Source organism: Halomonas maura (assembly GCF_030409305.1).
GTDB classification, from domain to species: Bacteria; Pseudomonadota; Gammaproteobacteria; order Pseudomonadales; family Halomonadaceae; genus Halomonas; species Halomonas maura.
Map to the genome: position 1 here is coordinate 154,296 of NZ_JAUFPQ010000016.1, position 20,221 is coordinate 174,516.

A 20,221-nucleotide genomic window follows, 5' to 3' on the forward strand; every position below is an offset into this window, starting at 1 on the left:
AATGAGCTTTTACTCAATCTTAGGGTGCAGAAAGCGCTAATGCGAGCGTGTGATCCCGGTTCAACCGCGTCCGGGACCCTGCCACAGGCGCAGTCGACCCACCCAGGAGAGGCGGTCGACGCGGAGACGCAGCATGTCCGCTGCCTGGTCGAGGGTGGTGTCCGCCGGCAGGCTGTCGACGTAGAGCGAGACGTCGATGCGGTCATCCAGGTAGTGCAGGTCCAGGTCGACCCGGTGCTGCCAGACGGCCAGGTCGTGCCAGGCGGCATCCAGCCGCCGTTGCACATCGTCGCGCAGCGGCAGGCCGGGTCGCAGGCTGTGGGCGGTCTCCCCGGCATCATCCTCGGGATCGATGTGGAAGGTCACGTCGGAGAGGCTCGGAAACGCCTCGCGAAGGCGCCGGGTGACCTCGTTGCCGATCTCGTGGGCCTCCGAGACCGTGACTCGGGGCGGCACCACGATGTGCAGGTCGAGGAGCACGTCGCTGCCGAGCTTGCGGGTCCGCAGGTCATGGACGCCCCGTACCCCGGGGGTCGACTCGGCGGTGGTCTGCAGCGCCGTCCGGTCGGCCAGCGGCAGCGCCGTGTCGATCAGCTCCTGGCTGGAATCCCAGAGCAGCTTGCCGCCCACCTGGCCGACCATGATGCCCACCACGATGGCCGCCACGGCATCCATCCAGCCGATGCCGGCCTGGGCCGCCACCAGGCCGACCAGCACCACCAGGGTGGAGAGGGCGTCGGAACGGGAATGCCAGGCATTGGCCTCGAGCAGGCGGGAACCGATGCGGCGCGCGACACGCAGCGTGTAGTGGTAGATCCATTCCTTGGCGAGCAGGGCGGCCAGGGCGATGGCGATGGCCCAGCCGCCGGGGGCGGGGACCGGTTCACCGTCCAGCAGCCGGCTCAGGCTGGCCCAGGCGATGCCGCCGGCGACGAAGATCAGCACGCTGCCCAGCCAGAGGGTGGCCAGGGTCTCGATGCGGCCATGGCCATAGGGGTGATCGCTGTCCGGTGCCTGGCGGCCGAAGTGGGTCGCCGCGATCACGAAGACGTCGGTGACGATGTCGGAGAAGGAGTGGATGCCGTCGGCCACCAGGGCCGCCGAGCCCACCAGCAGGCCGGCGATGAGCTTGGCCATGCCGACCACGAAGTCCACGACCGCGCCGATGAGCGTGACCTTGTGGGCCTCGCGGGTCTGGCGGTGGCGGCTCTCGGTGGCCGGCATCGTCCTTAGCCCCGGGCGGCCCGGCTGCGTACCGGGTTGGCATACTGGGCGAGCCACCAGCTGCGCAGTTCCTCGGGCACCTCGGCGAGGCGGGCCTGGAAGCGGGCGCGATCGGCGTCGGTCACCTCGCCGAGGTCGACCAGCTCCGGCGCGTCGCCCAGGGCCTCCAGGGCCAGGTAGTGACTGGGGAAGAGGTGGTAACCCTCGAGCACCTGGCGGTCGATCTCCTCGGCCACGGCCTCGGGGGTGTCGAAGTCGGCGGACAGCGGCGTGCCGAAGCGCAGGTGGACCCGCCCCTTGTGGCCGGTGATGCCGGCGACGATCGAACGGATGTCCTCGAACTCGCTCTTCTCGTAGTTGCCGCGCTCGTGGACCGAGTACAGTTCGCGGGCCTTCTGGACATCGCAGGGGTCGAACTCGTAGCTGATCGACACCGGCACCACGCGCAGTTCGGCGATCGCCTCGCCGATGCCGGCCTGGCGGTCCTGCCCGCGTCGCGCCATGGTCAGCATCTTGATGATCGCCGGGTCCGTGCGGTCGATGCCGTCCTTGGCGCGTCCCTCCCGCTGGGCCATCCAGATCGAGTGGTTGTCCTCGATGATGGAGTGGCGGATATAGGCGGAGAGCTTCTGGTAGGCGGCCAGCATGGCCCGCTTGCCCCGGGCGCTGCGCGGCACGATGAAGCTCTTGTTGAGCCGCATCAGGTCGGTGACATAGGGCTTCTTCAGCAGGTTGTCGCCGATGGCGATGCGCACCGTGTCGCGGCCGGCCAGGTACAGGGCATAGTTGACGAAGGCGGGGTCGAGCGAGATGTCACGGTGGTTGCCGATGAACAGGTAGGCGGTCTGCTGGTCCAGTCGCTCCAGGCCGTCGGCCCGGAAGTCGGTGGTGGAGGTGCGGATCATCCGCTCCATGTAGCTGGCGATGCGGCCCTGGAAGGCGCGCACGCTGGTCACCCCGCGCACCTCGCGGCGAATGGCGAAACTGGCCAGCGCTCGCGACAGGCGCGGCATGATGCGCGCCAGGCGCGGCAGGCGAAAGCGGGTCAGGGCATCCAGCAACTCGGGGTCGTAGGCGAGCCGTTGCAGGACCTCGGCGACCTCGTCGTCCTGGTAGGGGCGAATCTCGGCCCAGGGATCGTTGTTGTGCATGTCTGGCGTCGTGTTCATGGGCGCGGCGGCGTGCTCGGTCATGCGGGGTCGGCGGTCAGGACGGGGTGGGCGTCGCCGGCGGCATTGGCTTCACCGCCCAACCAGACCAGCAGGCGCTCGATGCTCTCGGCCAGTGCCCGGGTCATCAGCAGGAAATCGGTCTCCAGGCGCAGCAGGGCATCCCCGCCGTCATCGGCCTGGTTGGCCTCGTCGATGAGGGCGTCATCGAAGCGCAGCGACTTCACGGCCAGGTCGTCATGCAGCACGAAGGCCAGGCGACCCTCGAGGCTCAGCGCCAGCTTGCTGGCCTGGCGGCCGCTCTCCAGCAACTGCTGGATCTCGTCGCTGTCCAGGTCCACCTGGCGCGCGCGCAGCACCCCGTCGTCGCCCTTGGCCTTGAGTTCCACCTGGTCGCCGAGCACCAGGTCGGCGGGGCGCGAGCCGGGGTCGCCGAGCCAGGTGGTCATGGCGCGCATCGGCAGGGTCTGGCTGGCCAGCGGCGTCACCTTGAGGCTGCCCAGGGTCTCGCGCAGCAGGTCGAGGATCTCCTCGGCCCGCTTGCGACTGCTGCTGTTGACGGCGATCAGGGCCCGGCGGCTGTCCCACCACAGCTCGACCTTCTGGCTGCGCACGAAGGCGCGGGGGAGGAGTTCCTCGTAGACCTGCTCCTTGAGGGCGAGTTTCTCCTGGCGCCGAAGCTTGCGTCCCTCGGCGGTCTCGAGGGCCTCGACGCGCTCTTCCACTTCCTCGCGCACCACGGCGGCCGGCAGGATCCGCTCCTGACGCAGGGCCGTCATCAGGCGCTGGCCCTGCAGTTCATGCAGCAGCTGGGTGCCGGCGCGGCCGGCCGGCGGGCACCAGCCGATGCGGCGCGGCTCACTGCCGCCCAGCGGGCGGAAGGCCTGCTCGCCGAGCGCCTCTTCGAGGGTGGCGGTCGCCAGGTCGGGAGCGCCGTGCAGGCGGTAGAGATGCAAGTGCTTGAACCACATGAAGCATTTCCCGGGTGAAAAGGAGGCATATTATGGCGAATGGGAGCCGGGGGTGCCAGCGATGAACCGATCCGCGGGATAAAACTGTCGTTTGAATGCCAGGCGGTCGCCCGCCTAGAATCGCAGGCTCACCCCGAACAGGAGCCTGGACCCATGGAGTCTCGCCAGACCACGGTCTCGCTGCGCGTGCGCGGCTATCACCTCGACGGCTATGGCCACGTCAACAATGCCCGCTACCTGGAGTTCCTCGAGGAGGGACGCTGGGCCTTCTTCGACGAGCGACCGGCGCTGGCCGGCGTGGTGCAGCGCCGCGGGGTGGCCTTCGTGGCGGTCAACCTCAACATCGATTATCGCCGTGCGGCGGGGGCCGGCGAGGACCTCGAGGTGGTGACGGGCCTGGCCGAGCTCGGGACCCGCAGTGCCCGCATGCATCAGGATATCCGGCGGGCCCGGGACGGCAAGCTCGTGGCCAGCGCCGATGTGACCTTCGTGCTGCTGGATGTGCGCGCCAACAAGGCGGTGGCGATCGAGGGAGAGCTTCGCGATGCCCTCTCCCCCCTGGTCGTTGCGCAATAGCCCGCTGCTTTGCCCCGCCCGGGGTGATATGATGTGAGGCTGTTATTGCGCGCCATGTCACGGCCACGTGACGCGCCAACCTGTTGCAGTGCAAAGGATTCGACGACCCATGGGTGACATCGCCAGAGAGATTCTGCCAGTCAATATCGAGGACGAGCTCAAGCAGTCGTACCTCGATTACGCGATGAGCGTGATCATCGGCCGTGCGCTGCCCGACGTGCGCGATGGCTTGAAACCGGTGCACCGGCGGGTGCTGTTCGCCATGCACGAGCTCGGCAACGACTGGAACAAGGCCTACAAGAAGTCCGCCCGCGTCGTCGGCGATGTCATCGGTAAGTACCATCCCCACGGCGACAGCGCCGTCTATGACACCATCGTGCGCATGGCCCAGGACTTCTCCATGCGCCACGTGCTGGTCGATGGCCAGGGCAACTTCGGTTCCATCGATGGCGACAACGCCGCCGCCATGCGTTACACCGAGGTGCGCATGGCCCGGCTCGCCCATGAGCTGCTCGCCGACCTCGAGAAGGACACCGTCGACTGGGTCGACAACTACGACGGCACCGAGCGGATCCCCGACGTGCTGCCGACCAAGGTGCCGAACCTGCTGATCAACGGCTCCTCGGGAATCGCCGTGGGCATGGCCACCAACATCCCGCCCCACAACATGGTGGAGGTGATCAACGGCTGCCTGGCGCTGATCGACGACTATACGCTCAGCGTCGACGACCTGATGGAGCACATCCCCGGGCCGGACTTCCCCACCGGGGGGATCATCAACGGTCGTGCCGGCATCCTCGAGGCCTATCGCACCGGCCGCGGGCGCATCTACGTGCGCGCTCGCCACACCATCGAGCATGACGACAAGACCGGCCGCGACCATATCATCGTCACCGAGCTGCCCTATCAGGTGAACAAGGCGCGGCTGATCGAGAAGATCGCCGAGCTGGTCAAGGACAAGAAGATCGAGGGCATCGCCGAGCTGCGCGACGAGTCCGACAAGGACGGCCTGAGGGTCGTCATCGAGGTCAAGCGGGGCGAGTCCGGCGAGGTGGTGGTCAACAACCTCTTCGCCCAGACCCAGCTGCAGAATGTCTTCGGCATCAACATGGTGGCGCTGGACGGCGGCGAGCCGCGCACCCTCAACCTCAAGGAGATCCTCGAGGCCTTCATCCGCCACCGTCGCGAGGTGGTCACCCGGCGCACCCTGTTCGAGTTGAAGAAGGCCCGGGAGCGCGGCCATATCCTCGAGGGCCTGACCGTCGCCATCTCCAACATCGACGAGGTGATCGAGCTGATCAAGGCCTCGCCGTCCGCCGCCGAGGCCAAGGAGAAGCTGCTGGCGAGGAGCTGGCCGCCGGGGCAGGTCACCGGCATGCTCGAGCGGGCCGGCGCCACCTCCTGCAAGCCCGAGGACCTGGAGGAGGGCTATGGCCTCGATCAGGCCTCCACCCAGTACCGGCTGTCGCCGGCCCAGGCCCAGGCGATCCTCGAGCTGCGCCTGCATCGCCTGACCGGGCTGGAGACCGAGAAGCTGCTCGACGAGTACCTGGGCATCCTCCAGAAGATCGCCGAGCTCACCGAGATCCTGGCCAGCGCCGACCGCCTGCTGGAGGTGATCCGCGAGGAACTCACCGCCGTGCGTGACCAGTTCGGCGAGCCGCGGCGCACCGAGATCCAGGCCAGCCATCTCGACCTGTCCATCGAGGACCTGATCGCCGAGGAGGACATGGTGGTCACCGTGTCCCGCTCCGGCTACGCCAAGACCCAGCCGCTCTCCGACTACCAGGCCCAGCGCCGCGGCGGGCGCGGCAAGTCGGCGACGGCGATGAAGGACGAGGACGTCATCGAGCACCTGCTGGTGGCCTCCACCCACGACACCGTGCTGCTGTTCTCCAACCGCGGCAAGGTCTACTGGCTCAAGGTCTACGAGATGCCGGCGGCGAGCCGTGGCTCCCGAGGCAAGCCGCTGGTCAACCTGCTGCCGCTGGACGAGGGGGAAGCGATCAACGCCATCCTGCCGGTCCACGACTACGACCCGGACAGCTACATCTTCTTCGCCACCGCCAAGGGCACGGTCAAGCGCACCAGCCTCGATCAGTTCTCCCGGCCGCGCAGCGTGGGCCTGATCGCCATCGACCTGGAGGAGGGCGACCGCCTGGTGGGGGCCGCCATCACCAGCGGCTCGGACCATGCCATGCTGCTGTCGTCCAACGGCAAGGCGATCCGCTTCGAGGAAGGCGACGTGCGGTCCATGGGGCGTACCGCCCGGGGCGTGCGCGGCATGCGCCTGGTGGGCGGCGCCGAGGTGATCAGCCTGATCATTCCCCAGAGCCAGCAGATCGATGCCGAGGATGCCGGTGACGACGCCGGGGAGGCCCCTGTCGAGAACGGCAACGGGGGTCAGATCTACATCCTGACCGCCAGCGAGAACGGCTATGGCAAGCGCAGCCGTCTCGAGGAGTTCCCGCTGCGGGGCCGGGGCGGGCAGGGGGTGATCGCCATGCAGACCAGCAGCCGCAACGGCTCCCTGGTCGCGGCCATGCAGGTCTACGCCAGCGACGAGATGATGCTGATCACCGACCGCGGCACCCTGGTGCGGACCCGGGTCGACGAGGTCTCCATCTCGTCGCGCAACACCCAGGGCGTGATGCTGATCCGCCTGGGCGAGGCCGAGTCGCTGGTCAAGACGGTGCGCATCGACGAGCCGGCCGATGACGATGCCGGGAACGACGACGATGCCGGGGTCGACGGCGCCTCGATGGGTGATCCGTCGGCGGACGCCTCCGCACCGGGCGGCGAGGCCCCGGGCCCCGATGCGACGCCCAACGACGATAACGCCTGAACGGAAACACGACGCTGATGACACGCCATTACAACTTCTGTGCCGGGCCCGCCGCGCTGCCGGAGGCGGTGCTGGCCCGGGCCCGGGATGAGCTGCTGGACTATCGGGGGCACGGCCTCTCGGTGATGGAGATGAGTCACCGCTCGCCGGAATACCTGGCCATCGCCGAGCGGGCCGAGCGCGACCTGCGCGAGCTGCTGGCCATTCCCGACAACTATCGGGTGCTGTTCACCCAGGGCGGGGCGACCCTGCAGTTCGCCGCGGTGCCCTACAACCTGCTGGGGCTCGGCGGGCGCCCCAACTTCCTGCATACCGGCATCTGGGGCAAGAAGGCCATGGTCGAGGCGCGCCACCTGTTCGGCGACGCGCCGGTCGCGGCGACCAGCGAGGCCGGCGGTCATGCCGCGGTGCCGCGCCAGTCGGACATCGCCCTGAGCGAGGATGCCGCCTACCTGCACTACACCGCCAACGAGACCATCGGCGGGCTGGAGTTCGACTACATCCCTGAGGCGGTGCGGCCCGACGGGCGCGAGGTACCGCTGGTCTGCGACCTGTCCTCCAGCATCCTCTCCGGGCCACTCGACGTGTCGCGGTTCGGGGTGATCTACGCCGGTGCCCAGAAGAACATCGGCCCGGCGGGGCTGGTCGTGGTGATCGTCCGCGAGGACCTGCTCGACCGGGCCCGCGCCGACATGCCCAGCCTGCTGGGCTACCGGGCGCTGGCCGAGGCCGGGTCCATGGTCAATACCCCGGCCACCTACAGCTGGTACCTGGCCGGCCTGGTGTTCCAGTGGCTCAAGGACGATATCGGCGGCCTGGCGGCCATGGATGCCATCAACGGCCGCAAGGCCGAGAAGCTCTACGCCGCCATCGACGGCAGCGGGCTCTACTCGAACCCGATCGCCCGCCGCAATCGCTCGCGGATGAACATCCCCTTCGTGCTGGCCGACGAGCGCCTGGACAAGCCCTTCCTCGAGGAGGCCACGGCCGCCGGCCTGCTCAACCTCAAGGGGCATCGCAGCGTCGGCGGCATGCGGGCGAGCCTCTACAACGCCGTGCCGGAGGCCGCCGTGGACGCCTTGATCGAGTTCATGGCCGATTTCGAACAACGGCGGGGATGACCGCTCCGGCTTCGCCGGGAGCTGCATGCCGTAGGCGTCAAGCGATGAGCATCACCGGCCCGGCGGCACTGGGCGATAAGTGGCGAGTCGCAGGACGGCGAGGCGAGCCTGCGAGTGCATCCGACATGCAGCCGGCGTGGAGGAGGTGTCGGCTGCGCCGACCTGCGCCGCTTGGCCGCTGACATGTAAGACACCGGGCCCCGGCCCCGATAAGAAGGGAACCACCGATGAGTGATACCCCCAACAATCTCGAGGCGCTGAGACAGCGCATCGACCAGCTCGACAGCGACATCCTGAGGTTGATCAGCGAGCGGGCGGAGTGTGCCCGAGGCGTCGCCGAGATCAAGACCCAGGACGACCCCCAGGCGGTCTTCTACCGCCCCGAGCGCGAGGCCCAGGTCCTGCGCCGGATCATGGAGCTCAACCACGGGCCGCTGGACAGCGAGGAGATGGCGCGGCTGTTCCGCGAGATCATGTCCGCCTGCCTGGCCCTGGAGCAGCCGATCAAGGTCGCCTACCTGGGGCCGGAAGGCACCTTCACCCAGCAGGCCGCTCTCAAGCATTTCGGCGAGAGCGCCGTCAGCCTGCCCATGGCCGCCATCGACGAGGTGTTCCGCGAGGTGGAGGCGGGGGCCGTGAACTATGGCGTGGTGCCGGTGGAGAACTCCACCGAGGGCGTGATCAACCACACCCTGGATTCCTTCATGGACTCCTCCCTGCGCATCTGCGGCGAGGTCGTGCTGCGCATCCATCACCACCTGCTGGTCGCCGATACCACCCGGCGCGACAAGGTCTCGCGGATCTATTCCCACCCGCAGTCCTTCGCCCAGTGCCGCAAGTGGCTGGATGCCCACTACCCGCACGCCGAGCGGGTACCGGTATCGTCCAACGCCGAGGCCGCCCGCCTGGTCAAGACCGAGTGGCACAGTGCCGCCATCGCCGGCGACATGGCCGCCAAGCTCTACGGCCTGACCCGCATCGCCGAGAAGATCGAGGATCGCCCGGACAACTCCACCCGCTTCCTGATCATCGGCAACCAGGACGTGCCCATGTCGGGCGAGGACAAGACCTCCATCGTGGTGGCCATGCGCAACCAGCCCGGCGCCCTGCACGACCTGCTCGAGCCCTTCCACCGTCACCAGATCGACCTGACGCGCCTGGAGACCCGGCCGTCGCGCAGCGGCGTGTGGAACTACGTCTTCTTCATCGACTTCAAGGGGCACCACGACGAGCCCCGCATCGCGGCCATGTTCGAGGAGGTGCGCCTGCGGGCCGCGGAGGTCAAGGTCCTGGGCTCCTACCCCCAGGGCGTGCTCTAGGATGACCCGGCAAGAGACGATACCCGCCGAGTCGCGGCTGCTGATCGTCGGGCTCGGGCTGATCGGTGGTTCCCTGGCCGCGGCCCTGCGCCGGGCCGGTTTCGACGGCGAGCTCCTGGCCTGCGACCCGGACGCCGAGGAGATCGCACGGGGCGTCGAGGCGGGGCTGATCGACCGCGGCGACACGCGCCTGACGGCGATGCTCGACGGCGTCGGCCTGGTGGTGCTGGCGGTGCCGGTGCTGGCCATGCGTGGCGTGATGGAGGAGCTCGCCGCGGGCCTCGGGCGTGCCGCCCCCGACCTGGTGATCACCGATGTGGGCAGCACCAAGTCGGCGATCCGTCAGGCCGCCGAGCAGGCCTTCGGCCGCCTGCCGCCGACCCTGGTGCTGGGCCACCCCATCGCCGGCTCCGAGAAGAGTGGCGTGGCGGCGGCCGATGCCGAGCTGTATGTCGGCCACAAGGTGATCCTGACCCCCGAGCCCACCACCGACCCCGACGCCCTGGCCAGGGTGCGGGCGCTGTGGCGGGCCGCCGGCGCCGAGGTGCTGGAGATGGACGTGGCGCGCCATGACCAGGTGCTGGCCCGTACCAGTCACCTGCCGCACCTGCTGGCCTTCTCGCTGGTGGACACCCTGGCCCGCCAGGACGAGCGCCTCGAGATCTTTCGCTATGCCGCCGGTGGCTTCCGCGATTTCACGCGGATCGCCGGCAGCGACCCGGTGATGTGGCGCGACATCTTCGTCGCCAATCGCGAGGCGGTGCTCCACGCCCTCGACGACTTCGAGGCCGGGGTGGCCCGGCTGCGCCAGGCCGTGGAGAGCGGCGACACCGACGCCATGCTGGCGACCTTCGACCGCGCCAGCCACGCTCGGCACTACTTCGACACCCTGCTCAACCAGACCAGTTATCAGGCGGAATACCAGATGCAAGCACATGGCAAGCTGCGCTACCGGGTCAGCCCCGGTGGCGCCGTGGCCGGGCGCATTCGCGTGCCCGGCGACAAGTCGATCTCCCACCGCTCCATCATGCTCGGTGCCCTGGCCGACGGGGTGACCGAGGTGTCGGGCTTCCTCGAAGGCGAGGACAGCCTGGCGACCCTGCAGGCCTTCCGCGAGATGGGCGTGGCCATCGAGGGGCCCCACCAGGGGCGGGTCACCGTCCACGGCGTCGGCCTGCATGGCCTCAAGGCCCCCGCCGGGCCGCTCTACGTGGGCAACGCCGGCACCGCCATGCGGCTGTTCGCCGGGCTGTTGGCCGGCCAGGCCTTCGATACCGAACTGACCGGTGACGCCTCGCTGACCAAGCGTCCCATGGGCCGGGTAGCCGATCCGCTGCGCGAGATGGGCGCGGTGATCGAGACCGCCGAGGGCGGTCGTCCGCCGCTGAAGATCCATGGCGGCCAGCCGCTCAAGGGCATCGCCTACGACATGCCGATGGCCAGCGCCCAGGTGAAGTCCTGCCTGCTGCTGGCCGGGCTCTACGCCGAGGGCGAGACCCGGGTGCGCGAGCCGGCGCCGACCCGCGATCACACCGAGCGCATGCTCAACGGCTTCGGCTACGAGGTCGAGCGCGAGGGCGACACCTGCTGGCTGCGGGGGGGAGGCAAGCTCACCGCCGCCCCCATCGACGTGCCCTCGGACATCTCCTCGGCGACCTTCTTCCTGGTGGCCGCGGCCATCACCCCCGGCGCCGACCTGGTGCTCGAGCACGTGGGCATCAACCCCACGCGCATCGGCGTGATCAATATCCTTAAGCAGATGGGCGCCGACCTGCGCCTCGAGAACGAGCGCGAGGTGGGCGGCGAGCCGGTGGCCGACCTGCATATCCGCCATGCGCCGCTCAAGGGCATCGATATTCCCGTCGACCAGGTGCCGCTGGCCATCGACGAGTTTCCGGCGCTGTTCGTCGCCGCCGCCAACGCCGAGGGCACGACCCGGCTGCGCGAGGCCGCCGAGCTGCGCGTCAAGGAGTCCGACCGCCTCAAGGCCATGGCCGACGGCCTCGCGGTGCTGGGCGTCGAGAACCGTCTCCATGAGGATGGCATCGATATCGTCGGCCGTCTTGAAGGGCAGGGCGGCGACGCCGCGAACTACGCCGGCGGCCACATCGATAGCCTGGGCGACCATCGCATCGCCATGGCGTTCAGCGTGGCGGCGCTACGCGCCTCCGGCGAGATCGTCATCGACGACTGCGCCAACGTGGCGACCTCCTTTCCCGGCTTCGTCACCCTGGCGCGCCGGGTCGGGCTGTCCCTTGAGGAAGAGCAGGAGGCGTCATGAGCGAGGCCGCACCGGTGCTGACCATCGACGGTCCCGGCGGGGCCGGCAAGGGCACCATCAGCCGCCTGGTCGCCGAGCGACTGGGCTGGCACCTGCTGGACAGCGGGGCCCTGTACCGGCTGACGGCGCTCGCCGCCGCCCGGCACGAGGTGGCCCTCGACGACGAAGCGGCGCTGGCGGGCGTCGCCGCCGCCCTGGACGTGGTGTTCCTGGCCGAGGACGGCGAGGCGCGGATCCTGCTCGAGGGGGCGGATGCCACCCGGGCGATCCGCACCGAACAGGTCGGCGATGCCGCGTCCCGGGTGGCCGCGCTGCCGGCGGTGCGCGAGGCGCTGCTCAAGCGCCAGCGTGACTTCCGCCAGGCACCGGGCCTGGTGGCCGATGGCCGCGACATGGGCACCGTGGTCTTCCGCGATGCCCCCCTGAAGATCTTCCTCACCGCCAGTGCCGAGGAACGCGCCCGGCGGCGGCACCTGCAGTTGCGGGAGGCCGGGGTCGATGCTAGTCTATCGAGTCTTCTCAAGGAGATTCAGGCACGCGATGCACGCGACATGCAGCGCAGCGTGGCCCCGCTCGTAGCGGCCGATGACGCCGTCGAGCTGGACACCACGAGCCTGACGATACCGGAAGTGGTGGATCGGCTGACGGAGCTGCTGGCCAAGCGTGGCCTGGCCCCCGTTTCCTGAAACTCCCTTGCGGCGCCTTCGGCAAGATGTGATGACGTGGTCGGGCACCCCGTTTCCCGTGAGCCCGGCCAGGTCGAACCAGCGCCAACATCCCCGAAGGTAGTCTGAAATGGCCCGCACTCGCTGGTGGTGCGGAGGAGCGGCCCTGCCGCACACAACGTTGATCACGTAGGAACATCATGAGCGAAAGCTTTGCTGAACTGTTTGAACAATCTCTCCAGGACATCAACATGGAGCCGGGCGCCATCGTCCCGGCGACCGTCGTCGACATCGAAGGTGACTGGGTCACCGTCAATGCCGGCCTGAAGTCCGAGGGTCAGATCCCCGCGGCCCAGTTCCGCGACGAGAACGGCGAGCTGAGCATCGCCGTCGGCGACGAGGTGCATGTCGCCCTGGAAGCCGTCGAGGACGGGTTCGGCGAGACCCGCCTGTCTCGCGAGAAGGCCAAGCGCGCCGAGGCGTGGAAGGTGCTGGAAGCGGCCTTCGAGAAGGAAGAGATCGTCAAGGGCGTGATCAACGGCAAGGTCAAGGGCGGCTTCACCGTGGATGTGGATTCCATCCGCGCCTTCCTGCCCGGCTCCCTGGTCGACGTGCGTCCGGTGCGCGACACCACGCACCTCGAGAACAAGGAACTCGACTTCAAGGTCATCAAGCTCGACCCGAAGCGCAACAACGTCGTGGTGTCCCGCCGCGCCGTGCTCGAGGCCGAGAACAGCGCCGAGCGTGAGGCCCTGCTCGCCACCCTGCAGGAAGGCCAGCAGATCATCGGTATCGTCAAGAACCTCACCGACTACGGTGCCTTCGTCGACCTGGGCGGCGTCGATGGCCTGCTGCACATCACCGACATGGCCTGGAAGCGCATCAAGCATCCGAGCGAGATCGTCTCCGTGGGCGACGAGATCAATGTCAAGGTGCTGAAGTTCGACCGCGAGCGTAACCGCGTGTCCCTGGGCCTCAAGCAGCTGGGCGAGGATCCCTGGGTCAACATCAAGGATCGCTACCCGGAAGGCACCAAGGTGCATGCCCGCGTCACCAACCTCACCGACTACGGCTGCTTCGCCGAGCTGGAAGAGGGTGTCGAGGGTCTGGTCCACGTGTCCGAGATGGACTGGACCAACAAGAACATCCATCCGTCCAAGGTCGTCCAGGTCGGCGACGAGGTGGACGTCATGGTGCTCGACATCGACGAGGAGCGTCGTCGCATCTCGCTGGGTGTCAAGCAGTGCACCGCCAACCCGTGGGAAACCTTCAACGCCCAGTACAACAAGGGCGACCGCGTGGCCGGTACCATCAAGTCGATCACCGACTTCGGTATCTTCATCGGCCTGGAAGGTGGCATCGACGGCCTGGTGCACCTGTCCGACATCTCCTGGACCGAGACCGGCGAAGAAGCCGTGCGCCAGTTCAAGAAGGGCGACGAGGCGGAAGCCGTCATCCTGTCCATCGACCCGGAGCGTGAGCGCATCTCGCTGGGCGTCAAGCAGCTCGACACCGACCCGGTCGCCGAGTTCCTGGCCGTCAACGACAAGGGCTCCGTGGTCACCGGCCGCGTGGTCGAGGTCGACGCCAAGGAAGCTCACGTCGAGCTGGCGACCGATGTCGTCGCCGTGCTGAAGGCCTCCGAGATCAGCGCCGACCGCATCGAGGATGCCCGCAACGTCCTGAACGAGGGTGACAGCGTCGAGGCCCGTATCATCGGGGTCGATCGCAAGAACCGTCAGATCAACCTGTCCGTCAAGGCCAAGGATCAGGACGATACCCGTCGCAACCTGAGCAAGCTGCGCGAGCAGGACGTCGAGGGCGGTGGTCCGACCACCATCGGCGACCTGATCAAGCAGCAGATGGGTCAGGACTGAGTCGCGGGCACTGCTTCCGCGCCTTAGGCACCCAGCAAGACGCCGCCCCTCGGGGCGGCGTTTTTTTATGGGAGTCTGGTGCGTTCCCCCGGCGGGAGTGGCTTAAACCGATCCGCGAAGTGGGCAAGCCTTGTCGCTGGATGGCTTCTGTTAACAGTGAGCGGCGGTCTTGAACATTAACGAAGTGGCGGAGTTGGACGCCTTTTCTGGCAAATTTATTAGTGACGAGTTGCATATGGCGATATTCGGAGCAATAATATTCGCGCATCCCTGAGTTTTTAGTCTTGGAAAAAAGGAAGAGAGTCGATGTCATCACTGCTGAGTAACTACATGCAGAAGGAGCAGCAACTCAAGCAGCTCCAGTCCGAACTCGAGAAGTTGGAGCATGACGAGCGTCTCAAGGCCGAGCTCGAGTTCAAGACCAAACTTGAAGAATTGATGAAGGAGTTTGGCAAGAGTGCCGGCGACGTCATCGAATTGCTCAATCCGCAGCCCGCAGCGGCCGCCAAGTCGGCACCCGCCAGTACCGGCGGTCGTCGCAAGCGCAAGCTGAAGATCTACAAGAATCCCAATACCGGCGAGGTCGTGGAGACCCGTGGCGGTAATCAGAAGACCCTCAAGGCCTGGAAGGACGAGTTCGGTGCCGAGACCGTGGAGTCCTGGCTGGTGCGCGTCGAGGAGTGATCGCCCGCGTCGGCCTCGACCGTTGACGACGCCGCCTCCGGGCGGCGTCGCTGCGTTGGGGTCCCGGTGCGGCGTTCCATGATCCAGCGGAACGTGCGTTCGGGGGGGCATCGCTTCAGCCGGCGCGCCGCCCAGTCGCGTCGCCGCCGGTCTCGATAGATGCCGGGAGAGTCGGAAACGCGACCGGAAGCGGCGTCGGGTCCGGGAAGAGGGCTATCGCGGGCGACTCGCCAGTTGCTCGATGCCTCGCTGAATGTCCAGGGTCGGCTGCCGCCGGAGTCCACTCGCAGCCTGTCCCGACTGCTGGCCTGGCCCCAATTGGGGGGGCGCTTATCGAGCCGGGGGTGGAGTAAGCGTTCTCTGGTGATAGCGTCGCTGGATAGGGACAGCGACTGTCAGAGTTAGCGTGGTGTTATATTAGGGTATTTGAATTCAACATGTATGTCGGCAATCAGGGCCAAAGGCTGGTTTGCGATTGGGCGCTGAGCGATTTGGCACAAAGATGCCTGTACGTCAGGCCCGATCGTGGATGGTGATAGGGGGGCAGTAAGCGGGTATACTCCCTTCACACCCCGTACCATCCCATGGGCAGCGCCATCCTGGTGTCTTCGGCCTGTGCCTTGAACTGATTGGTAGCGAATGAAACAGCAGAATTCACGAAAGCCTATGGACGAGCGTGAGAAGTTGCGTAAGTTCCGCGAGCTCGATGATGCCTTCGCCGAAGCGCTGAAGGAACTCGAAAACCCCGACAGTCGACTGGACATCCCCACCGGGCCTCCCGTGCGCTCCCTCGAGGCGCAGGAGCCGCCGGACGACGAGGCCGCCCAGCAGGCCTTCGAGCGTCGCCTGAAGGGCCTGATGCAGGACTACGCGCAGCCCGCCGAGAGCGTCAGCTGCCTCCTCGAGACGCTGCGCTCTCTCGGCCATATCGCCTGATCGAAGGCGTCAGTTCCGATACCGGTAGATCCTCAGGCTCGGCAGCAGCGGGTTGTCCTCCAGGCGCTCATCGCGGCGGCGGGCCCGTGTGCGCTTTTCCGGCGGGCCCGGCGGCGGCTGGTTGTGGTCGGGCAGTCGACCGTCCTCGGACGGCACGAACAGCGGCAGCGCGACGTTCATCGCGCGGCGGGTATGGCCGTCCGGCAAGGGGTCCCGAAAGAACAGGTTGGCCCGCATCAGCGGCGCCTGAGGCTGGACCTGGGCCAGCGGCTCGTCGGCGGGCAGGCCGGCTAGCGTGCGCAGCTGGATGCGAACATGCGGGGCCTCGGTGTCGAGGGCCAGCAGCCGCTGTTCGGCTTCACGCACCGTCAGGCGCTTGATCGAGCGCCCGCTGGCATACCAGGCCAGCCGTACCCTGGCCACCGGGGCCGGCGCCAGGGGCAGGGCGCGCCAGCACTGCTTGAGGTGCAGGCGCGCCAGCCCGCTGCCGCTCAGGTGGCCGTGCAGGCCGGGATGACGGAAGGGCAGCACCGCCTTGATCTCGGGGATCAGGGCGGGCGCCTGCTCGCGGATCTGGGCCAGCAAGGCGGCGAAGGCCTGCTTGGCGGCATTCACCCGCGCCGCCTGCTCCATCACGGCCGCGTCGGCGGCGACCAGTCCCACGTGACTGCGGGTGCTGCGGCCGTCCTGGCCATCCTGGTACCAGAAGTCCATCAGCACGGCGTGCAGCCAGTCGGCGTCGACGGTGCCCTGGGGAAAGGCCCAGGCCGTGCCTCGCGAGGCGCGCCAGCTGGCGACCAGTCCCTCGGTGCTGTCCACCAGGCCGTCATAGGCGGCCTCCAGCTCCGCCAGCAGGCGGTACTCCGGGCGTGCCGCCATGGTCGTCATGCGCCGCCATCGTCGCGGTCGGCCCGGGCCAGCAGGGCGTCGATGTCGGTCTCGTCCATGGCCGGCTCGCCGGCGATGCGGTGTGACTCATCGGCCCAGGCGCCCAGGTCCAGCAGGCGGCAGCGCTTGCTGCAGAACGGGCGATAGGGGTTGTCCTCGGTCCAGCGCACCATCTGGCGGCACTGGGGGCAGGCGACCTCGAGGGGGCGGTCGTGGGGGGCTTGGCGCATCGCGGTCACTCGTGAGGGGGTGAATGTCGGGGCATGGCCACAAGGATGACGAATCAGCGCGATCCGGGCAAACCGGCCAGGGCGCGGTAGCGTCGGTCGAGGGCCGCGACCTGCTCGGCCAGGCCGGCCTCGTCGCCGGCATTGTCGATCACGTCGTCGGCGCGCTGGAGTCGCTCCTCGCGGGGCATCTGGGCGGCCACGATGGCCCTGGCCTGGGCCTCGTCGACATCGTCCCGCCGCGCCGTGCGGGCGATCTGCACGCTCTCGGGAACGTCGATCACCAGGCGGCGGTCGACCAGCGCCGCCTGTCCCGACTCGAAGAGCAGCGGCGAGACCAGCAGCGCATAGGGGGCCTCGCCGCGACGAAAGGCCGCCAGGCGCTCGACCAGGCGCTCGCGGATCCGCGGGTGGGTGACCGATTCCAGCCAGCGCCGCTCTTCCGGGGCGGCGAAGACGATCTCGCGCAGGGCGCGGCGGTCGAGCCGGCCATCCGCCTGCAGGACCCGCTGGCCATAGCGGGCGGCGATCTCCGCCAGGGCCGGCTCGCCGGGCTCGACGACCTCCCGGGCCGTGTCGTCGGCATCCACCCAGGGAATGCCCAGCCGCGCGAAGGCCCGGGCCACCGTGGACTTGCCGGAGGCGATGCCGCCGGTCACGCCGATGATCGGGGTCTTGGAAGCCATCTCAGAACACCAGCTGCAGGTAGGTGGCCATCAGCGGCTCGCCGGCCAGCAAGGCGATCCAGCCGGCCACGGCCAGCCAGGGGCCGAAGGGCATCGGCGCCCCGCGCAGGCGCGGCAGGGCCAGCTGGGCCAGGATGCCGACCAGGGCACCGGCGCCGGCGGCGAGGATCAGCACCAGGGGCAGCAACTGCCAGCCCAGCCAGGCGCCCAGGGCGGCGAGCAGCTTGAAGTCGCCATAGCCCATGCCCTCCTTGCCGGTGACCAGCTTGAACAGCCAGTAGAAGCTCCACAGCGCCAGGTAGCCGGTCATGGCGCCGATCACCGCCGCCGCCAGCGCCGGCGGCTGGAAGACCAGCTGATAGAGCAGGCCCGCCCAGAGCAGCGGCAGGGTGAGGATGTCCGGCAGCAACTGGGTGCGCATGTCGATGACGGCCATGGCCAGCAGGGCCAGGCAGGCGCCCAGGATGAACAGCCCCTCGAGGGTGGGGCCGTAGAGCCCTACCACCGCCAGGGTCAGCAGGCCGCCGGCCAGCTCCACCAGCGGGTACTGGGCGCTGATGCGTCCCTGGCAGCTGGCACAGCGCCCACGGCGCTTGAGCCAGCCGATCAGCGGGATGTTGTCGTGCCAGGCGATGGGGGCCTCGCAGCGGGGGCACAGCGAGGGCGGGCGGGCCAGGTTGAAGGGCGCCGGGGATTCGGCCTCGAGTTCCAGGGCGTACCGCGCCTCGGCCCGCCATTCGCGCATCAGCATGACCGGCAGTCGGGTGATCACCACGTTGAGGAAGCTGCCCAGGCACAGGCCGAACACCGCGGCCAGCGGCCAGAGTAGGGTGGGGGGGAGGTCGACTAGCAAGGGGCGCTCCTTTCCGCATGGGGGTTTGCTGGTCATTCTATCGGCCCGGGCCCCGACTTGTCCGGTCTCTTCTATGCTGAGAGCGTCGCGTCGAGACCCGGGCTGTCACGGCTGGCACCTTTGGTCTAGAATCTTCCCCCTTCACACGTCAGGAAGCGACCATGACCCAGACGCTTGGACCGGTGATGCTGGACCTGGAAGGTCCCCGCCTGCGCGACGAGGAGCGCGAGCTGCTGCGGCGCCCGGAGGTCGGCGGGGTGATCCTGTTCGGCCGCAACGTCGAGGATGCCGCCCAGGTGCGCGAGCTGTGCCAGGCGATTCGCCGCGAGTCGCCGTCGCTGTTGCTGGCCATCGACCAGGAGGGCGGGCGCGTGCAGCGCCTGCGCCAGGGCGTGACCCGCCTGCCGGCCATGGGACGGCTGGGGCGCGAGGCCGCGGTGGCACCGGAGGTGGCCCAGCGGCTCTGCCAGGACGCGGGCTGGCTGCTGGGCATGGAGATGGCGGCCTGTGGCCTGGACCTCAGCCTTGCGCCGGTGCTCGATGTCGATACCGGGCGCTCCTCGGTGATCGGCGATCGCAGTTTCGGCGCCTCGCCGGAGGGCGTGACGCGCCTCGCCGGCGCCTTCGTCGATGGCCTCCACGAGGCCGGCATGGCGGCGGTCGGCAAGCACTTCCCGGGGCACGGTGGGGTGGCCGCGGATTCCCACCTCGAGCTGCCCGTGGACGAGCGTCCCCTGGAGGCGCTGCGTCGGCACGACCTGATGCCCTTCGAGGCCCTGGCCTCGCGGCTGGGCGGCGTGATGCCCGCCCATGTGGTCTATCCGGCCTTCGACCATCGTCCCGCCGGTTTCTCGCCGGCCTGGCTCGGCCTGCTGCGCGAATCGCTGGGCTTCAAGGGGGCCATCTTCTCCGATGACCTGAGCATGGCCGGTGCCTGCTCGGCCGGCGAGCCCGCCGAGCGGGCTCGCCTGGCGCTGGCGGCCGGCTGCGACATGCTGCTGGTGTGCAATGATCGCGCCGCGGCCCTCGAGGTGATCGCGGCCTGCGAGGGCCGCACATCCAAGCGGGCGGCCCGGTTACGCTACGGCCGCGCCCGCCCCGACCTCGACGCCCTGGGCGCGCTGTCCCGCTGGCGTCGCGTGCATGCCCGTCTCGAGGCCATGGCCGCCGACTGACGACTCACCGCTGATTGAAACGAGCCCTGCGATGCCCAAACTCGATGCCGACGCCCATCCGTCCCTGGCCGACATGCGTGCGGTCATGGACTCCGCCGACTGCCTGATCGACCAGCAGCAGGTCGAGCGAGCCCTGGACCGCATGGCCGGGGAGATCACCCGCGACCTCGGCGACAAGCTGCCGGTCTTCTACTGCGTCATGAACGGTGGCCTGATCACCACCGGCCACCTGCTGACGCGGCTCGGCTTCCCCCTGGAGGTGGATTACCTGCATGCCACCCGCTATCGCGGTGGCACCCGGGGCGGGGAGCTGTTCTGGCGCGTTTCCCCGGAGATCCCCATGGCCGGTCGGCATGTGGTGATCGTCGACGACATCCTCGACGAGGGGGCGACCCTCGCCGCGATCCTCGACTACTGCCGCGAGGCCGGCGCCGCGAGCATCACCACCGCCGTGCTGGTGGACAAGCGCCACGACCGCAAGGCCGTGCCCGGTCTCGAGGCGGACTACTGCAGCCTCGAGGTGGCCGATCGCTATGTCTTCGGCTTCGGCATGGACTACAAGGGCTACTGGCGCAACGCGCCGGGGATCTTCGCGCCGAAAGGCATGTAGCCCGGGCTTCGCCCAGGAGCCTGCAGACCGTCCGCGTCGTGGAACTAGGCTTGAAGCTGGAAGGGCGGCGCTCCGCGCCTGGAAGCTCGAAGCACAACCTTGATCCAGGCGCGG

At 68.5% G+C, this 20,221-nt stretch carries 18 protein-coding genes; 11 read left to right on the top strand and 7 right to left on the bottom strand.

Features of this window, described 5'->3' with window-relative positions:
* Positions 1–60: 60 nt before the first annotated feature.
* The 3 genes from QWY76_RS09900 to QWY76_RS09910 are packed head-to-tail and all read right to left on the bottom strand — an operon-like array spanning position 61 to position 3,364.
* A complete protein-coding gene (locus tag QWY76_RS09900; protein WP_290311017.1) occupies positions 61–1,224 on the bottom strand; it encodes a cation diffusion facilitator family transporter in 1,164 nt (387 codons plus the stop codon).
* Between the two features lie 5 nt (positions 1,225–1,229).
* Positions 1,230–2,417: a 1-acyl-sn-glycerol-3-phosphate acyltransferase gene (locus QWY76_RS09905; protein WP_435388973.1), complete on the bottom strand. Its 1,188-nt coding sequence runs from the start codon at positions 2,415–2,417 to the stop codon at positions 1,230–1,232.
* Positions 2,414–3,364: a recombination-associated protein RdgC gene (locus QWY76_RS09910; RefSeq protein WP_290311019.1), complete on the bottom strand. Its 951-nt coding sequence runs from the start codon at positions 3,362–3,364 to the stop codon at positions 2,414–2,416. Before QWY76_RS09910 ends, QWY76_RS09905 begins: the two co-directional genes overlap by 4 nt.
* A 153-nt stretch (positions 3,365–3,517) precedes the next feature.
* Between QWY76_RS09910 and QWY76_RS09915 the strand changes: the two genes are divergently transcribed.
* From QWY76_RS09915 to QWY76_RS09955, 9 genes are all read left to right on the top strand, one after another.
* A complete protein-coding gene (locus QWY76_RS09915; protein ID WP_353960400.1) occupies positions 3,518–3,940 on the top strand; it encodes an acyl-CoA thioesterase in 423 nt (140 codons plus the stop codon).
* Positions 3,941–4,049: 109 nt separating this feature from the next.
* Positions 4,050–6,785 (top strand): DNA gyrase subunit A, encoded by a 2,736-nt coding sequence (gyrA, locus tag QWY76_RS09920; RefSeq protein WP_290311020.1) that lies wholly within the window; start codon positions 4,050–4,052, stop codon positions 6,783–6,785.
* Between the two features lie 17 nt (positions 6,786–6,802).
* On the top strand, positions 6,803–7,906 hold the full coding sequence (serC, locus tag QWY76_RS09925) for a 3-phosphoserine/phosphohydroxythreonine transaminase (RefSeq protein WP_290311021.1): 1,104 nt from the start codon (positions 6,803–6,805) through the stop codon (positions 7,904–7,906).
* A gap of 227 nt (positions 7,907–8,133) precedes the next feature.
* Positions 8,134–9,225, top strand: a complete 1,092-nt coding sequence (pheA, locus tag QWY76_RS09930) for a prephenate dehydratase (protein WP_290311022.1) — start codon at positions 8,134–8,136, stop codon at positions 9,223–9,225.
* Position 9,226: 1 nt separating this feature from the next.
* Positions 9,227–11,506 (top strand): bifunctional prephenate dehydrogenase/3-phosphoshikimate 1-carboxyvinyltransferase, encoded by a 2,280-nt coding sequence (locus QWY76_RS09935; RefSeq protein ID WP_290311023.1) that lies wholly within the window; start codon positions 9,227–9,229, stop codon positions 11,504–11,506.
* Positions 11,503–12,192, top strand: coding sequence for a (d)CMP kinase (cmk, locus tag QWY76_RS09940; RefSeq protein ID WP_290311024.1), 690 nt, complete (start codon positions 11,503–11,505; stop codon positions 12,190–12,192). Before QWY76_RS09935 ends, cmk begins: the two co-directional genes overlap by 4 nt.
* Before the next feature lie 179 nt (positions 12,193–12,371).
* Positions 12,372–14,048: a 30S ribosomal protein S1 gene (rpsA, locus tag QWY76_RS09945; RefSeq protein WP_290311025.1), complete on the top strand. Its 1,677-nt coding sequence runs from the start codon at positions 12,372–12,374 to the stop codon at positions 14,046–14,048.
* Between the two features lie 306 nt (positions 14,049–14,354).
* Positions 14,355–14,732: a histone-like nucleoid-structuring protein, MvaT/MvaU family gene (locus QWY76_RS09950; protein WP_290311026.1), complete on the top strand. Its 378-nt coding sequence runs from the start codon at positions 14,355–14,357 to the stop codon at positions 14,730–14,732.
* Positions 14,733–15,398: 666 nt separating this feature from the next.
* Positions 15,399–15,668 (top strand): hypothetical protein, encoded by a 270-nt coding sequence (locus QWY76_RS09955; protein WP_290311027.1) that lies wholly within the window; start codon positions 15,399–15,401, stop codon positions 15,666–15,668.
* A 9-nt stretch (positions 15,669–15,677) separates the two neighbouring features.
* On the opposite strand, the gene QWY76_RS09960 is transcribed toward QWY76_RS09955, so the two are convergent.
* From QWY76_RS09960 to QWY76_RS09975, 4 genes are read right to left on the bottom strand one after another with little or no spacing between them, the layout of a single operon-like run.
* Positions 15,678–16,556, bottom strand: a complete 879-nt coding sequence (locus QWY76_RS09960) for a DNA replication terminus site-binding protein (protein ID WP_290311028.1) — start codon at positions 16,554–16,556, stop codon at positions 15,678–15,680.
* On the bottom strand, positions 16,553–16,786 hold the full coding sequence (yacG, locus tag QWY76_RS09965) for a DNA gyrase inhibitor YacG (RefSeq protein ID WP_290311029.1): 234 nt from the start codon (positions 16,784–16,786) through the stop codon (positions 16,553–16,555). Before yacG ends, QWY76_RS09960 begins: the two co-directional genes overlap by 4 nt.
* A 53-nt stretch (positions 16,787–16,839) precedes the next feature.
* Entirely contained in the window at positions 16,840–17,469 is a 630-nt protein-coding gene (coaE, locus tag QWY76_RS09970; RefSeq protein ID WP_290311030.1) for a dephospho-CoA kinase, read from the bottom strand.
* Position 17,470: 1 nt separating this feature from the next.
* Positions 17,471–18,322 (bottom strand): prepilin peptidase, encoded by an 852-nt coding sequence (locus QWY76_RS09975; RefSeq protein ID WP_290311031.1) that lies wholly within the window; start codon positions 18,320–18,322, stop codon positions 17,471–17,473.
* A gap of 161 nt (positions 18,323–18,483) precedes the next feature.
* Here QWY76_RS09975 and nagZ point away from each other — a divergent pair, with 161 nt between their 5' ends.
* Together nagZ and QWY76_RS09985 are read left to right on the top strand one after the other, a co-directional pair.
* On the top strand, positions 18,484–19,497 hold the full coding sequence (gene nagZ, locus QWY76_RS09980) for a beta-N-acetylhexosaminidase (RefSeq protein WP_290311032.1): 1,014 nt from the start codon (positions 18,484–18,486) through the stop codon (positions 19,495–19,497).
* Between the two features lie 31 nt (positions 19,498–19,528).
* Positions 19,529–20,107 (top strand): hypoxanthine-guanine phosphoribosyltransferase, encoded by a 579-nt coding sequence (locus QWY76_RS09985; RefSeq protein WP_290311033.1) that lies wholly within the window; start codon positions 19,529–19,531, stop codon positions 20,105–20,107.
* Positions 20,108–20,221: the final 114 nt, after the last annotated feature.